Below are 16,312 nucleotides of genomic sequence, written 5' to 3' on the forward strand. Positions count from 1 at the left end.
CAATAATTACGTTTAATTATCTATCCGTAACAATCATGGCAAATCCTTATTATTTCTAATGTGATAAACATTACGCAATTGGTAACATATGCGGGTAAAATCTCTTAACTGTGATAACGATACACTTATCTAAACTAATGAATTAAATTTCACTGTTTAACTAATCGTTGGAGAGGTCATTTAGGCATCATACGATTGAAACCAACTGATCGTTATAGTGATTTTTTCGTATTGGTTGGCGATTAAAAACAAGCCATGTCTATAATTATGTTTAATAAGGAGATTGGTATGAAGATATTGTTAACTGGTGGTACTGGATTTATTGGCTCTGAATTGATCAAAAGTTTGAACACTGACGACGTTACATTGCTCACGCGAAACCCTGAAAAAGCGAAACAATGCCTAAGCCACCTGAACCAAAACAACCTTCATTATATCCAATCCCTTGATGAGCTGAGTGACCTCAACGATTACGATGCAGTAATAAACCTCGCTGGTGAACCTATTGCAGATAAACGCTGGAGTGATGAGCAAAAAGAGAGGATCTGTAGCAGTCGCTGGCTGATCACAGAGAAGATCGTCGAACTCATTCAAGCAAGTACAACACCACCTGAAGTCTTTATCAGCGGATCTGCCGTCGGCTACTATGGCGACCAACAACAACACCCATTTGATGAGTCACTGCAAGTCGAAGACGAAAGCTTCCCTCATAAAGTCTGTGCTCACTGGGAAGAGATAGCTAAACGAGCCGAATCAGATAATACTCGCGTTATTCTATTAAGAACCGGAATTGTTTTGGGTGAGAATGGTGGTGCACTCAAAAAAATGCTGATGCCTTACAAGCTTGGTGTCGGCGGACCTCTTGGTTCGGGTAAACAGTACATGCCTTGGATTCACATGCTCGACATGGTCAGAGCCATCAATCACTTGTTGTCACTCCCCCACGCTCAAGGTGAGTTCAACATGTGTGCTCCTCACCCTGTGACTAACAAGCAATTCAGTAGCACTCTCGCGAAACAATTGCGTCGCCCTCACTTCTTGTTCACCCCAAAGTGGGCAATGTCGCTACTGATGGGCGAATCGTCATGTTTGCTGTTCGACAGCATTCGTTCCAAGCCTAAGAAGTTAACTGAAATGGGCTTTATATTTAGTTACTCAAGAATCGAGCCTGCATTAAAAAACTTGTTACAACATCAAGACTAATTCTTTACTCTAAGAGCAAAGAAGCTCTGATAAAGGATTAAGTGTGAACAAGTCGATTCTCATCACTGGTTGCTCAACTGGCATTGGCTACACCTGTGCTCACGCACTCCACAAACGCGGTTTTCATGTCATCGCATCTTGCCGCGACCTACAAGACGTTCAACGCCTTCAAGAAGAAGGTCTCACCTGTATTCAGTTGGATCTTGCCAACAAGGAAAGTATAGAGAACGGAGCGAAACAAGCCATCAAACTAGCACCTAATGGATTGTATGGCCTGTTCAATAATGGGGCTTATGGTCAGGCCGGTGCTTTAGAAGATCTACCGACGCAAGGACTAAGAGAACAGTTCGAAACCAACTTCTTTGGTTGGCACCACCTCGTTTGCCAGATCCTGCCTCATATGCGAAAGCGTGGTGAAGGGCGCATTGTCCAAAACAGCTCCGTACTCGGCTTTGCTGCGATGAAATATCGTGGAGCGTATAACGCATCAAAGTTCGCAATTGAAGGTTGGACAGACACTCTACGTTTAGAGCTACATGGCAGTGGTATACACATTTCATTACTGCAGCCCGGCCCAATCGAAACCCAATTTAGAACCAATGCCTTAAAAGCTTTCAATAAGTGGATCAACATAGAAGGTAGTGTTCATCAAAATGCTTACCAACAACAAAAAGACCGACTTGAAAAAGAGTCATCGAATAACGCGTTTGTTTTGCCTGCCGAAAGTTGTATCGAACCTGTTTATCACGCGCTCACCGCCGATAAACCCAAGCTAAGGTACAGAGTCACAACTCCCACTAAAGTGTTCGCTGTATTGAAAAGATTACTGCCGAGCCGTTTGCTAGACCCTATTCTCAGAAAAGCCGCATAAATTACTAACTTTGAATGAACAGTCGCAAACTTTAATGTAACGATGTAATTTATTCGTAACAATAAGATGTCATGATTTAGCCTATCTCATCAGTTATCCCCAATTGATGGACTAACCCTTTGGATACTTCATGACTTTAAACCGCCTTAATTTGGTAGGTCTGAGTCTGGCGATTACGTTGTTTATTCTGTTTTGAGTATCTTACGTAATACCTCACTGACCACCTCACTGAGAACGCTGTGTCTTCCATGTTGAGCTAACAACTCTATCAACATTGAAGCATGGCGTTTTTCTATTTTTGCCTCTTTTTATCTGAGATTACCCAGTTAGATCTTGAAGTTACCCGCTTATCCCCCCATATTTGCAACGTATCCCAAAACAAATCTCAAGGAACGTAAATGCAATCTCCGCATATTGTTGAACTTAATGAGCAGAACTTTCGTCAAGTACTAGAAGGTTCGATGCAGACCCCTGTCCTCATCCATTTTTGGGCACCAATGAGCCAAGAGAGTGCTCAAGTCATTCCTGAACTACAGACCTTGACGCAGCAATACAATGGTGCATTTACGCTCGCGCTATTAAATTGCGAACAAGAGCAAGCCATTGCTAGCCAATTTGGTGTTCAAGCACTGCCTACTATTGCACTGTTTGTTAACGGTCAACCTGTCGATGGCCTAGGTGGTCCGCAGCGCATAGAAGAAATTGTGGAAATGCTTGGCAAACACCTACCAAGCCAAGATGAATTGGCGCTACGCCAAGCACTTGAGCAAATGCAAGCTGGTGAGCACACTCAAGCTTTAGCGGCTATGCAGCAGCTTCCAGCTGAACTAACGAGCAAAGGTGAAGTTAAACTGGCCATTGCAGAGTGCTTACTAGAAACCCAGCAATTTGACCTCGCAGAAGCTCAGCTAGCAACAATTCCACTCGAGTACCAAGACAACTACTACAAAGGCTTAGTCGCCAAACTTGAACTTCATAAGCAAGCGGCCGATAGCCCAGAGATCCAAGCATTAGAGGCGGCGCTTAAGCAAAACCCAAGCGATGCGAAAACCGCATCAGAATTAGCACTGCAATACCATCAAGTAAACCGCAGTGAAGAAGCGATGGACCTACTGTGGTCTTTCCTAATCAAAGACCTCAACGCTCTTGATGGAGACATGAAAAAAGAGTTCATGGATATCCTAAGTGCACTTGGACAAGGCAATCCTGTTGCCAGTAAGTACCGCCGTCAGCTTTACTCTCTACTTTACTAATCAGGTTCTTGATACCTATACAGTAAGTAGTCAAATACAAATTCGATAAAGCAACTCATAAGCTTTTTGAATACAAAACTCATAATGGGCCATAAAATCAATGTTTTATGGCCCATTTCTCATTTATTAATTTGCCCCCACTTTAAATATGCGCCAGTATGAGTAATAAACGATTCAAAACTTAAACTTGCAAAGGACTTTGTATGCCTATTGATACCTTGATTACTATTGGCGTCTTTACTGTCGTCGCGTTGCTCTTTATCTTCGCAGGCGTAAAAACCGTTCCACAGGGCAACAACTGGACTGTAGAGCGCTTCGGACGCTATACACATACGCTAAAACCAGGCCTTAACTTAATCATCCCATTTATTGATAAAATCGGTCAGCGAATCAATATGATGGAGCGAGTTCTTGATATACCCGCGCAAGAAGTTATCTCTAAAGACAATGCCAATGTAGTTATTGATGCGGTGTGTTTTGTACAAGTAATCGATGCTGCAAGAGCTGCGTATGAAGTCAACGACCTCGAGCACGCGATTCGTAACCTAACATTGACTAACATCCGTACGGTACTGGGTTCAATGGAACTTGATGAGATGCTAAGTCAACGTGACATGATCAACACCAAGCTTCTTAACATCGTGGATGAAGCCACCAACCCGTGGGGCGTAAAAGTTACCCGTATCGAAATTAAAGACGTACAGCCACCAGCAGACCTAACTGCAGCGATGAATGCTCAGATGAAAGCGGAACGTAACAAGCGTGCCGATATCTTAGAAGCAGAAGGTGTAAGACAAGCAGAGATCCTTAAAGCTGAAGGTCACAAACAATCAGAGATCCTAAAAGCTGAGGGTGAAAAGCAAGCAGCAATACTTCAAGCAGAAGCACGTGAACGTGCGGCAGAAGCAGAAGCGAAAGCAACAGAAATGGTATCGACCGCAATTGCTCAGGGTGACATGCAAGCCGTGAACTACTTTATTGCACAAGGCTATACCGAAGCATTGAAGTCAATTGGGCAAGCAGAAAACGGTAAGATCATCATGCTACCACTTGAGGCCACTGGCCTAATGGGCTCTGTTGCAGGTATCGCAGAAATGTTCACACACAAGAATGATACAAATAGTAAGGACTAACTTATGGTCGAATTACTAGAACAAGTAAACCACTGGCATTGGCTGGCGTTTGGTCTAGCATTGCTTGCACTTGAACTGGTTGGAACCGCTGGTTACTTTCTATGGATTGGTATCTCAGCCATGTTGGTCGGTGGTCTTTTGGGTGCTCTACCAATTGGCTGGCAGATGCAATGGCTATCTTTTGCTAGCTTCTCATTAATCACTACTTGGCTATGGTGGAGAAGACAACTATCTAGTGATAAGCAGTCAGATTCAAATAGAGAGCTCAACCAAAGAGAAAAGCAGCTGGTAGGTCAGACGCTAATCCTTAGTGAAGACGTAAAGAAAGGTAGCTGTCGCATTAAATTCGGAGACTCTTCTTGGTCAGCGAAAGCTAGCCAAGATATTCCATCAGGCACAGAAATAAAGATTGTTGCTTTAGACGGAATAGTTCTAGTAATAGAACCTTTATAATTTTTGAATATAAAAAGCCTGCATTTTCAATGAATGCAGGCTTTTTTCATTTTTATTCATCAATAATATTTTAAATATCATTATGATAGATTTAATTGATAACAAAATAAGTTCTTATTTCATAAAGCTAAAAAATTTGAATGAATCCAAAAGGCATAAGAAAGCCAAGTTTGTTAGCCAAAATACATATGAATAGTTCGCCTCACTATCGCTTAATTATAATTATTAAAAATGTTAAGTCCGTCAAATTTTTGAAATTTTCTTCACCTTGTCCATACTTTCACTTATCTCAATCGGAGATAAAACTAATGGAGTTTGTATGAGACATTTTCTAATCATTGTTACTGCTATTTTTAGCTTATCATTCGGAAGCGCTCTAGCGAGCAGTCAATCACCTGGTAACGGTAATATGGGACCTATTGTTAAGTGTTCAGATGGTAACGCGGTCACTCATGTACCACTACTGATCTGTAAACATTACGGCGGAAAAGTGCTGTGATAGGTAGGTAAGTCAGGCTAGTAATATCATTTACAGCCTGACTAATATTTATTACTGAAATGCTCTAAGTACGGCCGGATAAATTGTTTAAGATAGGACAATCCGTAGAAGCGTCACCAGGGCAGTCATGTACCCACGATTGCAATTGGGCCTTCATTTTATTGAGCTCCGCAAGCTTCAATTCTATTTCATCTAACTTCTGAGTCGCTTTCTGTTTTACTTCAAAGCTCTGTCTATTGGGGTTCATCGCTAACTCAACTAAGGATTTACACTCATCAAGTGTGAACCCAACCATTTTTGCTCTGAGCACAAACTCTAGCTGTTCGATATGAATCTCACCGTATTGCCTGTAGCCATTTTCTGAACGATGTGGAGGGCTCATCATGCCTTTACTTTCGTAAAAACGAATGGATTTCGCTGTTGTACCAACACGTTTCGCTACTTCACCAATATTCACAATGTTACCTGTAAGCTTAAAATGAAAAACCGCAGTACTGCTGTTATACAATACTGCGGTTGAAAAACATAGTTTGGAGCTTAGGTTAAAGGCTTACTCTTGCTCTAATAACCAAATCATCGTCTGAGATTTTTCTTCGCTATCTAGTTTGTTAAACCAGTAAGAAACCATTTCGATCTCTTTAGAGCCTTCTAATGGTGCTGGGTTCGCGTTCTTACGATTCTTAAATGCCCAATCTGTCACTGCAGATTGCTCTTCTTTTGTTGCTTCACCATACCAGTAATTCACCATCTCTTGCGCTTGTGATGCTTTTGGCTCTTCAGCAACAACTGCTGCTACTGGAACAGCCGCGACTGGAGCAACCGCAATAGCTGTATGATTATTTGCACCGTTATAAATTGTGTCGATGTACGCTTTCGGCACGATAAAAGTCGTGCTCATTACTGAGTTTTGGCCTTCAAGCGTAAATTCTAAATTCTTTTCTCTTGCTTGCTGAATATCAGCGTCACTTAATGGAAACTTAATATATTGAGTCTTAGTACAGTGCTCGCTGCAGCTTTCTCTTGGTACTTGTCTTTCTTCTAGTTCTATCGTCTTACCAAAAAAACTAACCGTTTCGTACGCTTTATAACTTTGGAAGTAACTCACGTCCATAGTAATTGAAGATTCTGGAGCTGTATTCGGTGTGACTTCTTTATTGTATGTAAAGTAAAGTGACGACTTGAGAATGTCTGCGCCTACATTTGCTCTATTTTCTGCTACGTAAGATTGACCGGTTACTTTAATGTAGCCACCTTTGGGCTGTACATCAGCAACTGAGTCTGCAAAATTACTTTGTGAATCGAGTGAACTACAAGCTCCCAAAAATAATGATAATACAACCACACTAACTTTATTCATTATGACTAATTCCTTATGTTCACTATGGAAAAACGCTGGCAAACAAAATTTACCAGCGTTTTGATTTTTATTTAACTATTTAAGCTGAATATTCTAGCTTAGAAGCCGTATTCAAGACCAACGCGAGTGACGATATCGGTGTCAGCGTCACCAACAGTACGACCCGCTACACGTAGGTAAGGTACGAAACCATTGTGAACAGCCATTAGCTGACCAGAGATTGTGTTGCTGTCTGAGTTAGCGTCTTTCTTACCGTCTGTTTCAGATTCAAGGTTAGCTGCGTAACCTAGTTTGAAACCGATTGGACCATTCCAATATTGACCAATGATTGAGTAAGAATCTTGAGTAACTTTACGATATTGACTATCTAACTCTTCACCCTTAAACGCTGCCGCAAAGCCAAAACCTGCTGGTAGACTAGCTTCAAAACCAACAATATATGCGAAAGTATCGTCATCATAACCAGGTTCTACTGGAGCTTGTACTGGTTTACCATTTTCATCAAGAGACCAGTCGCCACCCGAACCGTCAACTACACGTGTACCAGATTCAACCGCACCCATGAATGTAATTTTCTCAAAGCTGTATTTTGCACTTGCGCCAACGAAGTTTGCGTCACGAGTTGCTGCACCACCACCATTGTCGTTATCGTCACGACCAACAGAAGCTGCAAAAGAGAAACCGCCAAATTTAGCTGAATCGTAACGGATTTGGTTAGATTGACGATCGTAGTGACCGTTGATGCCGCCCCAGTCGAATACAGAACCTAGACCAGGGTTAGAGAATGGCCAGTCAACGATTTCGTATAGTGGAGTCAGAACACGGCCAACACGTAGGTTACCCCAAGAGCCAGAAGCACCGATGAAAGTATCACGGAAACCTAGCACACCACCTGAAACACCACCGTGAGACCAGTCTGTGCTATCTACGTAACCAGATTCGATCTGCATTGTGATTAATACATCATCAAACATATCTTTATGAGCACGGAAGCCGATACGAGATTCGTTCTCTACAGCGTAACCAGTACTAGAGTCGTTGTTATCAGTTGTGTTGTAGTTAACTAGAGAGATAGCTGCAACACCGTATACGTCAACGCTGAAGTCAGAGTTGATACCAACTTCTTTCGCCATTACGCCTGTCGATAAAAGTGCAACGGATGCACCTAGTAGAGTACGTTTGAAAATTTTGTTTTCCATGGAATAAAACTCCTAAAAATGGATATAGCTGTTTGAATATTCCCCACCTAAAGTTGGCCGCCGTAGAGAGAAATACCTTTTCTTGTTTGAGAATCCTTAACGCTGAATTCTCTATTTCCTTTCTGGGTATACACATCGTGCATCCATGGCATTAAGACTAACTTCGCCCTCAAAAAGATCAATGAGAACTTAATTTTCATCTAAAAAAATATGAGTTGGTGCAAATTTACCATGTACTTAGTGATCCAGATCGATAAATTAAAAAGGCCACACACAACAACACCCAAAACCATATAAAACAGCAACTTAAAACAAATTACCTTTTATAAAAATAGATATGACTCGCATTTCTGATACAACTAGAACGCTATTTCATTAATGTTGAGCACCGTCACTGTCCTGATTTTGTACTTCGTATAAGAACAAAATTCTCAACAATTAAAAAGCTACCATTTTTATAGCAAATACAAAAAAGGCACTCCCTTAAAACGAGTGCCTTTGAGCTTTTTTTACCTGAATTTACTTACGAAAGAAGAGCAATTAGATCTTCTTCGGTTCTTATTTCGATACCTAAATCTTGTGCTTTGGTTAATTTAGAACCAGCCGCTTCTCCCGCAAATAAGATATCAGTTTTCTTAGATACGCTGCCTGTGACTTTAGCACCTAACGCTTGAAGTGCCGCTTTCGCTTCGCTTCGGCCTAATTGAGATAGAGACCCCGTAAGCACAACCACTTTGCCCTCTAGAGGTAATTCTTGGTCATCTGGCGCATCTTCAATCACAGGCCAGTTCACACCCAGTTCGATAAGCTGTTCAACGACCGCTCGGTTTTTCTCTTGTGAGAAGAAAGCCGTAATATGGCTAGCAACGATATCACCAATATCGGACACCTCAACGAGCTGCTCGTGAGTTGCTGCTTGTACTAGCTCTAATGTCTTGAAATGCTGCGCTAAGTTCATCGCAGTCGCTTCACCGACTTCACGAATACCGAGTGAATAAAGGAAACGCGCTAACGTCGTATCTTTCGCTTTATTCAACGCGCTCACCACGTTCTGGGCCGATTTAGGCCCCATACGATCAAGCACCGTAATCACACCTGCACTGAGTTTAAATAGGTCTGCTGGTGTCTCGACCATCTCGCGATCGACAAGCTGCTCTATGACTTTCACGCCCAGGCCATCAACATCAAGTGCCTTTCTAGATACAAAGTGCTTAAGCGCTTCTTTACGTTGAGCTTGGCACACCAAACCGCCTGTACAACGCGCTACAGCTTCGCCCTCTACACGCTCGACCGCAGAGTTACAGACTGGGCATGCATCAGGGAAAACGATGTCTTTAGCCGTGTCTGGGCGACGGTCTTGTACAACAGCAACGATCTGTGGAATCACATCGCCAGCACGGCGGATAATGACGCTATCGCCAACCTTGACACCCAAACGAGCAATCTCGTCGGCGTTATGCAGCGTAGCATTGCTTACTGTTACACCACCGACAAAGATAGGTTCTAATTTAGCCACTGGCGTAATAGCGCCGGTACGACCCACCTGAAACTCAACATCGTTAAGCAGCGTGATCTCTTCTTGAGCCGGGAACTTGTAGGCAATCGCCCAGCGAGGCGCTCTAGCAACAAAGCCAAGCACTTCTTGCGCCGCAATATCATCGACTTTAATCACCACACCATCAATCTCGTAAGCCAGAGCATCACGGCGAGTCATAATATCTTGATAATATGCCTTTACGTCTTCAAGTGAGCTAAGTTGCTTTGTCTCTGGACACATTGGCAGTCCCCAGCCTTTTAGCTGTAAGAAACGTTGGTAGTGGCTACTTGAGAGCTCTGCACCTTCAACCACACCTACGCTGTAAGCATAGAAAGCTAATGGGCGTTTTGCGGTAATACGAGAGTCCAGCTGACGCAAGCTACCTGCTGCGGCATTACGCGGGTTTACAAAGACTTTCTCACCTTTCTTCAGCGCCATTTCGTTCAGTTTATCGAAGCCGGCTTTTGGCATGAATACTTCACCACGGACTTCGATACGTTCTGGCCAGCCTTCACCTTGTAGCTTAAGTGGAATCGAACTGATGGTACGTACGTTTTCAGTAATGTTCTCACCCGTCGCGCCATCACCACGAGTCGCCGCTTGAACTAATGTCCCGTTCACATAAAGCAAGCTCACAGCGAGGCCATCGAGTTTAGGCTCACAACAAAAAGTCTTAAGGTTCGCAGTTGGTGCTCTATCGGACATACGCTTATTGAACGCATCCAAGTCTTCATCAGAGAATGCATTATCCAGAGAGAGCATTGGAATCTCGTGAGTCACTTGCGTAAAGCCATCTAGTGGTTGACCACCAACACGTTGGCTTGGTGAGTCCACGGTTACGAGCTCTGGGTTCTCTTCTTCGATCTTTAGCAACTGTTGCATTAATCGATCGTACTCAACATCAGGGATCTCTGGGCTATCTTCTACGTAATAACGAACGGCATGATAGTGCAGAGTTTCTCTTAACTGCTCTAAGGTCACTTGAATCGATTCTTTCATATCATTCTCTGTCGTGATTGAAATATCAAAAAGGGCTCCCTTAGGAGCCCTTTTCTATAAATATAGATTATTTACTAGGCTAAACAATATGGCTAAGCGTTCGCTGCCGACATGAAGTCTCTAATCTGTTTGCGGTAGTCTGATAAACGGTTTGGTGTCATTAGGTTGCGTGATTCATCCAAAACGTTTCCGCCCATATCATCAGCAATCTTCTGTGCCGCACTCAACATCACATTGAAGTTTTGATCAGCTTGACCATAGCATGGCAATGTCATGAAGAACGAAATACCTTTAGTCGTAAAGTCAGCTGGGGCATCATGCTCTAAAGTACCAGGCTGCATCATATTTGCGACACTGAAGATAACCTTAGGCTCATCAGCTGATTGTGCAAAGCAGTGGTAAATAGACATCTCACCGTAGGTTAAGCCATTGTTCTCCATGCTGCGGAAAAGTTCAGTACCAACAAATGGGATCTCTCCAGCACAGTGAACATTGAGGACAATAACCTCTAAGCCTAACTCTTCATCTTGCTTTATTTCTTCAACAGGAGCTGCTGCTTGTGGAGCAACACTCTCTTTTGCTGCGAATGGTTCACTTGCAGTAAAAGTTTGTTGTGAAGCCATTAGCTCACTTGCGACGACAGGCTCTTCAACTTGTTCAGCTGCAACTTCTTCAAAAGAACCGTACTGCTCTTTAAAACCTGCATGGCTTTCTTTTTGCTCGTCGGTCAGTTCGAAGCTAGGAACCTCTGGTTCTACCGCTTGTTCAACATGTTCCGGTTCGCTATCAACCTTGATAGGGTCTTCAACACTGAAAGAAGGCAAATCATTCAACTCGATATCGTCTTGTTGCTCTTCTTTTGGTTGTGGTGCTGTAAGCGGATCAGAATCGAGCAGCGGATCAGCCGCAGACGGCGATATGGCAAAATCCGGCTCTTTACGCTCTTTTCGGATTATCTCAAAATCATCTTCTGGGGCGAATGAACGGTTTGGGATGGTTTCAGCATCGTCTAAGCTATCATTGTCTAGCTTGCCAAGTGGTTTATCTCCAAACTTTGCTTTCCCTTCTTTTTTACTCGTCCACAAACCGTGGAACAATAATGCGGCGATAGCTAATGCGCCAACAATAATGAGTACAAATCGCAATTCCTGCATTTTTCGCTCTCAGCTTTCTTAGTCAACTAGCGGAAAGACGCTGTCACTAAGTTGGGTTAATTTGACCAATCTCACTACTCTATCAAAAGTAGCCACTGTTTTAGAACAACTTAATACAATTAGTTCCTTAGATGGTGTGATTTTCGCCACGCTTTTTTTCTTAATTTTGGTCGAGTACACTAGACGTGTTTGCTATTTAACCAAATTCACATGTGACCTTAATTAAATATGACTATTGAATCTGTTCCCCGCTCTGGCTTTGGCTATTTTGTTTTCGGTATAAAGATCGCGTTGTCTCCGAGCATTCGCAAATTTGTACTGCTTCCTCTTCTTGCTAACGTGTTACTCGTTGGCGGTGCGCTTTTTTATATCTTCTCGAATCTAAACATTTGGATTGAAGGTTGGATGGAAGGTTTACCGAGCTTCTTATCTTGGTTGTCATATGTTTTGTGGCCACTATTAGTGTTAACCGTATTGGCGACCTTTTCATATTTCTTCAGCACACTCGCCAATTTCATTGCCGCTCCTTTCAACGGACTACTCTCAGAAAAAGTCGAAGAACTGCTTAGCGGTAAAAAAGTCAATGACGATGGTTTGCTCGATGTTTTAAAAGATACTCCGCGCATTTTAGCAAGAGAATGGCGCAAGCTTGTCTACGTTCTGCCAAAAGCGATCGGTTTATTCCTACTTTTATTGATTCCGGCACTCGGTCAAACCGTTGCGCCGTTTTTATGGTTCATCTTCACCGCATGGATGCTAGCGATTCAATACGCCGACTACCCATTCGACAACCATAAAATCAAATTTGATGACATGAGAAATAATTTGAAACAAAAACAAGGTAAGAGCTATAGCTTTGGTGCACTTGTTTCTGTGTTTACTACTATTCCTGTTCTCAACCTGATCGTAATGCCAGTGGCTGTGTGTGGTGCAACTGCAATGTGGGTTGCTGAATTTAAAGACCAAGCTCTACGCTCTCGCTAATTCTCCCCTCTGTATTCGCCTATCTATTTGAAGTTCTGATTTCACTGTAGATAGGCGTCAATTCTGCTACATATCTATATGATATAACTTTTTAATCCTTTTACTTTTTTTCAACTTGTTTAATCTAAATTCAAGCTAAACAAACATCGAAAGACACTAGACGGTAAAGTGATTGATATACATACGTTTAGTGCTGTCATTAAATGAAGGAATATCGCATGAGCAAGATCTACGAAGACAACACCCTAACGATTGGTAATACACCTCTAGTCCGCCTAAACAAAGTAAGCAAAGGTAACGTCCTAGCTAAGATCGAAGCTCGTAACCCTAGCTTCAGTGTTAAGTGTCGTATCGGTTCGAACATGATCTGGGAAGCAGAAAAAGCAGGTACTCTTAAGCCAGGTATCGAACTTGTTGAGCCAACCAGTGGTAACACTGGTGTTGCACTGGCTTTCGTAGCAGCAGCACGCGGTTACAAACTTACACTAACGATGCCTGAATCAATGAGCTTAGAACGTCGTAAGCTGCTTAAAGCACTGGGCGCAAATCTAGTTCTAACTGAAGCACCAAAAGGCATGAATGGCGCGATTGCTAAAGCAGAAGAAATTGTTGCTTCAGACCCAGACAAATACCTACTACTACAACAATTCAACAACCCAGCTAACCCACAAATTCACGAGCAAACAACCGGTCCTGAAATCTGGGAAGCAACAGACGGCGAAATTGACGTGTTTGTAGCTGGTGTAGGTACAGGTGGTACTATCACTGGTACAAGTCGTTACATTAAAGGTGAAAAAGGCAAAGCCATCACTTCTGTAGCAGTAGAGCCAGCAGAATCTCCAGTAATCGCACAAGCGCTTGCAGGTGAAGAAATCAAACCAGCTCCGCACAAAATCCAAGGTATCGGCGCAGGTTTCATCCCTGGAAACTTAGATTTAGAACTTATCGATCGCGTCGAGTCAGTAACTTCTGAAGAAGCGATTGAAATGGCTCAGCGACTAATGAAAGAAGAAGGTATTCTTGCAGGTATCTCTTCTGGTGCAGCAGTGGTAGCGGCAAACAGAATTGCTGAACTCCCTGAATTTTCAGGAAAAACTATTGTAACTGTACTTCCAAGTTCTGGTGAGCGTTACCTAAGTACAGCGCTATTTGCAGGTATCTTTACGGAAAAAGAGAACCAACAATAATATGTGGTCAAATCAATTTTTCGTCCAAAAAAGCCCCGTTTAGGGGCTTTTTTGTTGATCCCTGCCCCACCTTTGGTAATATCGGGTCTGTTTTATTTTTCGCTTCAAAATAAAAGAAGCAATAAACAGATTCTGAAGGTCGTGAGTCCTCAACAAAAGATGACCATGGCTGGATAAAAATTTATAACCAGTCTAAGTTCTAACACGAACATGGCGTACTAGCCTCTAGCGCATTTGGGCTAAAGCAGTTAAGCTAAACTGGTTACAAACTTACAAAAAATAAATTAATTGGGGTATATAAAATGTACGAGAAGCAAGTAGAAATCACAGCAGAAAACGGTCTTCACACTCGTCCAGCTGCACAGTTCGTTAAAGAAGCAAAATCTTTCGACGCTGACATCACAGTGACTTCTAACGGCAAAAGCGCTAGCGCGAAAAGCCTGTTCAAACTACAAACTTTAGGCCTTGTAAAAGGTACTAACGTAACTATTTCAGCTGAAGGTCCTCAAGCTCAGCAAGCAGTTGACCACCTAGTTGCTCTTATGGATCAACTACACTAATACGGTCTCCTTCTTTCAAAGCCATTTTGCATAGCAAAGTGGCTTTGTTCGAAATAGATAGGAATAAGCGCGACATTAGTCGACGACTTAAAGTCACACACTCTCCCGTTTACAGTTGAACAACTAAGGTAAGGCTATGATTTCAGGCATCCTAGCATCTCCTGGTATTGCTTTCGGTAAAGCACTACTACTTCAAGAAGATGAAATTGTCCTAAACACTCAATCTATCTCTGACGACCAAGTTGAAGCAGAAGTACAGCGTTTCTTTGACGCTCGTAACAAATCAGCTCAACAACTTGAAGTTGTTAAGCAAAAAGCACTTGAAACTTTTGGCGAAGAAAAAGAAGCAATCTTTGAAGGCCACATCATGCTGCTTGAAGATGAAGAGCTAGAAGAAGAGATTTTAGCACTCATCAAGAAAGAAAAAATGCACGCAGACAACGCGATCCACACTGTGATCGAAGAGCAAGCGACTGCACTTGAATCTCTTGATGATGAGTACCTAAAAGAACGTGCAACTGATATCCGCGATATCGGTACTCGTTTTGTTAAAAACGCTCTGGGCATCAACATTGTGTCTCTATCAGACATCAGCGAAGAAGTTATCCTAGTAGCTTACGACCTAACGCCATCTGAAACTGCGCAAATCAACCTAGACTACGTTCTTGGTTTCGCTTGTGACATCGGCGGTCGTACATCTCATACTTCAATCATGGCACGTTCTCTTGAGCTTCCAGCTATCGTTGGTACTAACGATATCACTAAGCAAGTTAAGAACGGCGACATGCTTGTGCTAGACGCGATGAACAACAAAATCATCATCAACCCTTCTGAATCTGAACTAGCGGAAGCTAAGAAAATCAAAGCAGATTTCGAAGCAGAAGCGGCTGAACTAGCAAAACTAAAAGATTTGCATGCTGAAACTCTAGACGGTCACCGTGTAGAAGTTTGCGGCAACATCGGTACAGTTAAAGACTGTGACGGTATCCTGCGTAATGGCGGTGAAGGCGTTGGTCTGTACCGTACAGAATTCCTATTCATGGACCGTGACGCACTTCCTACTGAAGAAGAGCAATACGTTGCTTACAAAGAAGTAGCTGAAGCAATGAACGGTGAGTCAGTGATCATCCGTACTATGGACATCGGTGGCGATAAAGATCTTCCATACATGGATCTTCCAGAAGAGATGAACCCGTTCCTAGGCTGGCGTGCAGTACGTATCAGCTTGGATCGTCGTGAAATCCTACGTGACCAACTACGTGGTATCCTACGTGCCTCTGCACACGGTAAACTACGCATCATGTTCCCAATGATCATTTCTGTTGAAGAGATCCGTGAACTGAAGAAAGCAATCGAAGAGTACAAAGCTGAACTTCGCGCTGAAGGCCTAGCTTTCGATGAAAACATCGAAATTGGCGTAATGGTTGAGACTCCAGCAGCAGCTGCAATCGCACACCACCTAGCGAAAGAAGTATCTTTCTTCTCTATCGGTACTAACGACCTAACGCAATACACTCTTGCGGTAGACCGTGGTAACGAAATGATTTCTCACCTATACAACCCGTTATCTCCTGCTGTTCTTACAGTAATCAAGCAAGTGATCGACGCATCACACGCTGAAGGTAAGTGGACTGGTATGTGTGGTGAGCTTGCTGGTGATGAGCGTGCAACACTACTTCTTCTTGGTATGGGCCTAGATGAGTTCTCTATGAGCGGCATCTCTATCCCTAAAGTTAAGAAAGTAATCCGTAACTCTAACTTCGCAGAAGTTAAAGCTATGGCTGACGAAGCACTATCTCTACCTACAGCTGCTGAAATTGAAGCTTGCGTGGAAAAATTCATCGCTGAGAAATCTCAGTAATCGCCAAATTCTTAATAGAGTTAGACGGCTAAAAATAGTCGTCTAATTTGTTAGATTGGTAT

General features: G+C 42.8%; 15 protein-coding genes. 10 read left to right on the top strand and 5 right to left on the bottom strand.

Annotation, left to right across the window (positions count from 1 at the left end; genetic code table 11):
• The first annotated feature begins 288 nt into the window (after positions 1 to 288).
• The 6 genes from BTO10_RS17900 to BTO10_RS17925 all read left to right on the top strand — a co-directional run bounded on the left by BTO10_RS17900 (position 289) and on the right by BTO10_RS17925 (position 5,412).
• Positions 289 to 1,203: a TIGR01777 family oxidoreductase gene (locus BTO10_RS17900; RefSeq protein ID WP_004737869.1), complete on the top strand. Its 915-nt coding sequence runs from the start codon at positions 289 to 291 to the stop codon at positions 1,201 to 1,203.
• Between the two features lie 43 nt (positions 1,204 to 1,246).
• A complete protein-coding gene (locus tag BTO10_RS17905) occupies positions 1,247 to 2,074 on the top strand; it encodes an SDR family oxidoreductase (protein WP_105025393.1) in 828 nt (275 codons plus the stop codon).
• A 398-nt stretch (positions 2,075 to 2,472) separates the two neighbouring features.
• Positions 2,473 to 3,327, top strand: a complete 855-nt coding sequence (locus BTO10_RS17910; protein WP_105025394.1) for a co-chaperone YbbN — start codon at positions 2,473 to 2,475, stop codon at positions 3,325 to 3,327.
• 203 nt (positions 3,328 to 3,530) lie between these two features.
• Positions 3,531 to 4,460, top strand: coding sequence for an SPFH domain-containing protein (locus tag BTO10_RS17915; protein ID WP_004737866.1), 930 nt, complete (start codon positions 3,531 to 3,533; stop codon positions 4,458 to 4,460).
• 3 nt (positions 4,461 to 4,463) lie between these two features.
• On the top strand, positions 4,464 to 4,913 hold the full coding sequence (locus BTO10_RS17920; protein ID WP_105025395.1) for an NfeD family protein: 450 nt from the start codon (positions 4,464 to 4,466) through the stop codon (positions 4,911 to 4,913).
• Between the two features lie 319 nt (positions 4,914 to 5,232).
• Entirely contained in the window at positions 5,233 to 5,412 is a 180-nt protein-coding gene (locus BTO10_RS17925; protein ID WP_004737863.1) for a hypothetical protein, read from the top strand.
• A 64-nt stretch (positions 5,413 to 5,476) separates the two neighbouring features.
• Here BTO10_RS17925 and cueR read toward each other — a convergent pair whose 3' ends face one another.
• From cueR to zipA, 5 genes are all read right to left on the bottom strand, one after another.
• Positions 5,477 to 5,869, bottom strand: coding sequence for a Cu(I)-responsive transcriptional regulator (gene cueR / locus BTO10_RS17930; RefSeq protein ID WP_004737861.1), 393 nt, complete (start codon positions 5,867 to 5,869; stop codon positions 5,477 to 5,479).
• Between the two features lie 93 nt (positions 5,870 to 5,962).
• Complete coding sequence (locus tag BTO10_RS17935) at positions 5,963 to 6,769, bottom strand: DUF2057 family protein (protein WP_105025396.1); 807 nt, start codon at positions 6,767 to 6,769, stop codon at positions 5,963 to 5,965.
• Positions 6,770 to 6,867: 98 nt separating this feature from the next.
• Positions 6,868 to 7,968 (bottom strand): porin, encoded by a 1,101-nt coding sequence (locus BTO10_RS17940; RefSeq protein ID WP_105025397.1) that lies wholly within the window; start codon positions 7,966 to 7,968, stop codon positions 6,868 to 6,870.
• A gap of 523 nt (positions 7,969 to 8,491) precedes the next feature.
• On the bottom strand, positions 8,492 to 10,504 hold the full coding sequence (ligA, locus tag BTO10_RS17950; protein WP_004737857.1) for an NAD-dependent DNA ligase LigA: 2,013 nt from the start codon (positions 10,502 to 10,504) through the stop codon (positions 8,492 to 8,494).
• Between the two features lie 92 nt (positions 10,505 to 10,596).
• A complete protein-coding gene (gene zipA / locus BTO10_RS17955; protein WP_105025398.1) occupies positions 10,597 to 11,658 on the bottom strand; it encodes a cell division protein ZipA in 1,062 nt (353 codons plus the stop codon).
• Between the two features lie 228 nt (positions 11,659 to 11,886).
• Here zipA and cysZ point away from each other — a divergent pair, with 228 nt between their 5' ends.
• The 4 genes from cysZ (at position 11,887) to ptsI (ending at position 16,250) form a co-directional block, all read left to right on the top strand.
• Positions 11,887 to 12,642 carry a sulfate transporter CysZ gene (gene cysZ / locus BTO10_RS17960; protein WP_105025399.1) on the top strand — a complete coding sequence of 252 codons (756 nt, stop codon included), beginning with the start codon at positions 11,887 to 11,889 and terminating at the stop codon, positions 12,640 to 12,642.
• Between the two features lie 218 nt (positions 12,643 to 12,860).
• A complete protein-coding gene (gene cysK, locus BTO10_RS17965; protein WP_061034185.1) occupies positions 12,861 to 13,829 on the top strand; it encodes a cysteine synthase A in 969 nt (322 codons plus the stop codon).
• 302 nt (positions 13,830 to 14,131) lie between these two features.
• Positions 14,132 to 14,389 carry an HPr family phosphocarrier protein gene (locus BTO10_RS17970; protein WP_004734263.1) on the top strand — a complete coding sequence of 86 codons (258 nt, stop codon included), beginning with the start codon at positions 14,132 to 14,134 and terminating at the stop codon, positions 14,387 to 14,389.
• A 136-nt stretch (positions 14,390 to 14,525) separates the two neighbouring features.
• Positions 14,526 to 16,250, top strand: a complete 1,725-nt coding sequence (ptsI, locus tag BTO10_RS17975) for a phosphoenolpyruvate-protein phosphotransferase PtsI (protein WP_004737852.1) — start codon at positions 14,526 to 14,528, stop codon at positions 16,248 to 16,250.
• Positions 16,251 to 16,312: the final 62 nt, after the last annotated feature.

This window comes from Vibrio chagasii (assembly GCF_002954585.1).
In the GTDB taxonomy this organism is placed as follows: domain Bacteria; phylum Pseudomonadota; class Gammaproteobacteria; order Enterobacterales; family Vibrionaceae; genus Vibrio; species Vibrio chagasii_A.

Excerpts from the sequence above, each read along its gene's own strand:
- BTO10_RS17900 (WP_004737869.1), top strand. The coding sequence starts at position 289 with ATGAAGATATTGTTAACTGGTGGTACTGGATTTATTGGCTCTGAATTG.
- BTO10_RS17910 (WP_105025394.1), top strand. The coding sequence starts at position 2,473 with ATGCAATCTCCGCATATTGTTGAACTTAATGAGCAGAACTTTCGTCAA.
- BTO10_RS17915 (WP_004737866.1), top strand. The coding sequence starts at position 3,531 with ATGCCTATTGATACCTTGATTACTATTGGCGTCTTTACTGTCGTCGCG.
- BTO10_RS17920 (WP_105025395.1), top strand. The coding sequence starts at position 4,464 with ATGGTCGAATTACTAGAACAAGTAAACCACTGGCATTGGCTGGCGTTT.
- BTO10_RS17925 (WP_004737863.1), top strand. The coding sequence starts at position 5,233 with ATGAGACATTTTCTAATCATTGTTACTGCTATTTTTAGCTTATCATTC.
- BTO10_RS17935 (WP_105025396.1), bottom strand. The coding sequence starts at position 6,769 with ATGAATAAAGTTAGTGTGGTTGTATTATCATTATTTTTGGGAGCTTGT.
- BTO10_RS17940 (WP_105025397.1), bottom strand. The coding sequence starts at position 7,968 with ATGGAAAACAAAATTTTCAAACGTACTCTACTAGGTGCATCCGTTGCA.
- ligA (WP_004737857.1), bottom strand. The coding sequence starts at position 10,504 with ATGAAAGAATCGATTCAAGTGACCTTAGAGCAGTTAAGAGAAACTCTG.
- zipA (WP_105025398.1), bottom strand. The coding sequence starts at position 11,658 with ATGCAGGAATTGCGATTTGTACTCATTATTGTTGGCGCATTAGCTATC.
- cysZ (WP_105025399.1), top strand. The coding sequence starts at position 11,887 with ATGACTATTGAATCTGTTCCCCGCTCTGGCTTTGGCTATTTTGTTTTC.
- cysK (WP_061034185.1), top strand. The coding sequence starts at position 12,861 with ATGAGCAAGATCTACGAAGACAACACCCTAACGATTGGTAATACACCT.
- BTO10_RS17970 (WP_004734263.1), top strand. The coding sequence starts at position 14,132 with ATGTACGAGAAGCAAGTAGAAATCACAGCAGAAAACGGTCTTCACACT.
- ptsI (WP_004737852.1), top strand. The coding sequence starts at position 14,526 with ATGATTTCAGGCATCCTAGCATCTCCTGGTATTGCTTTCGGTAAAGCA.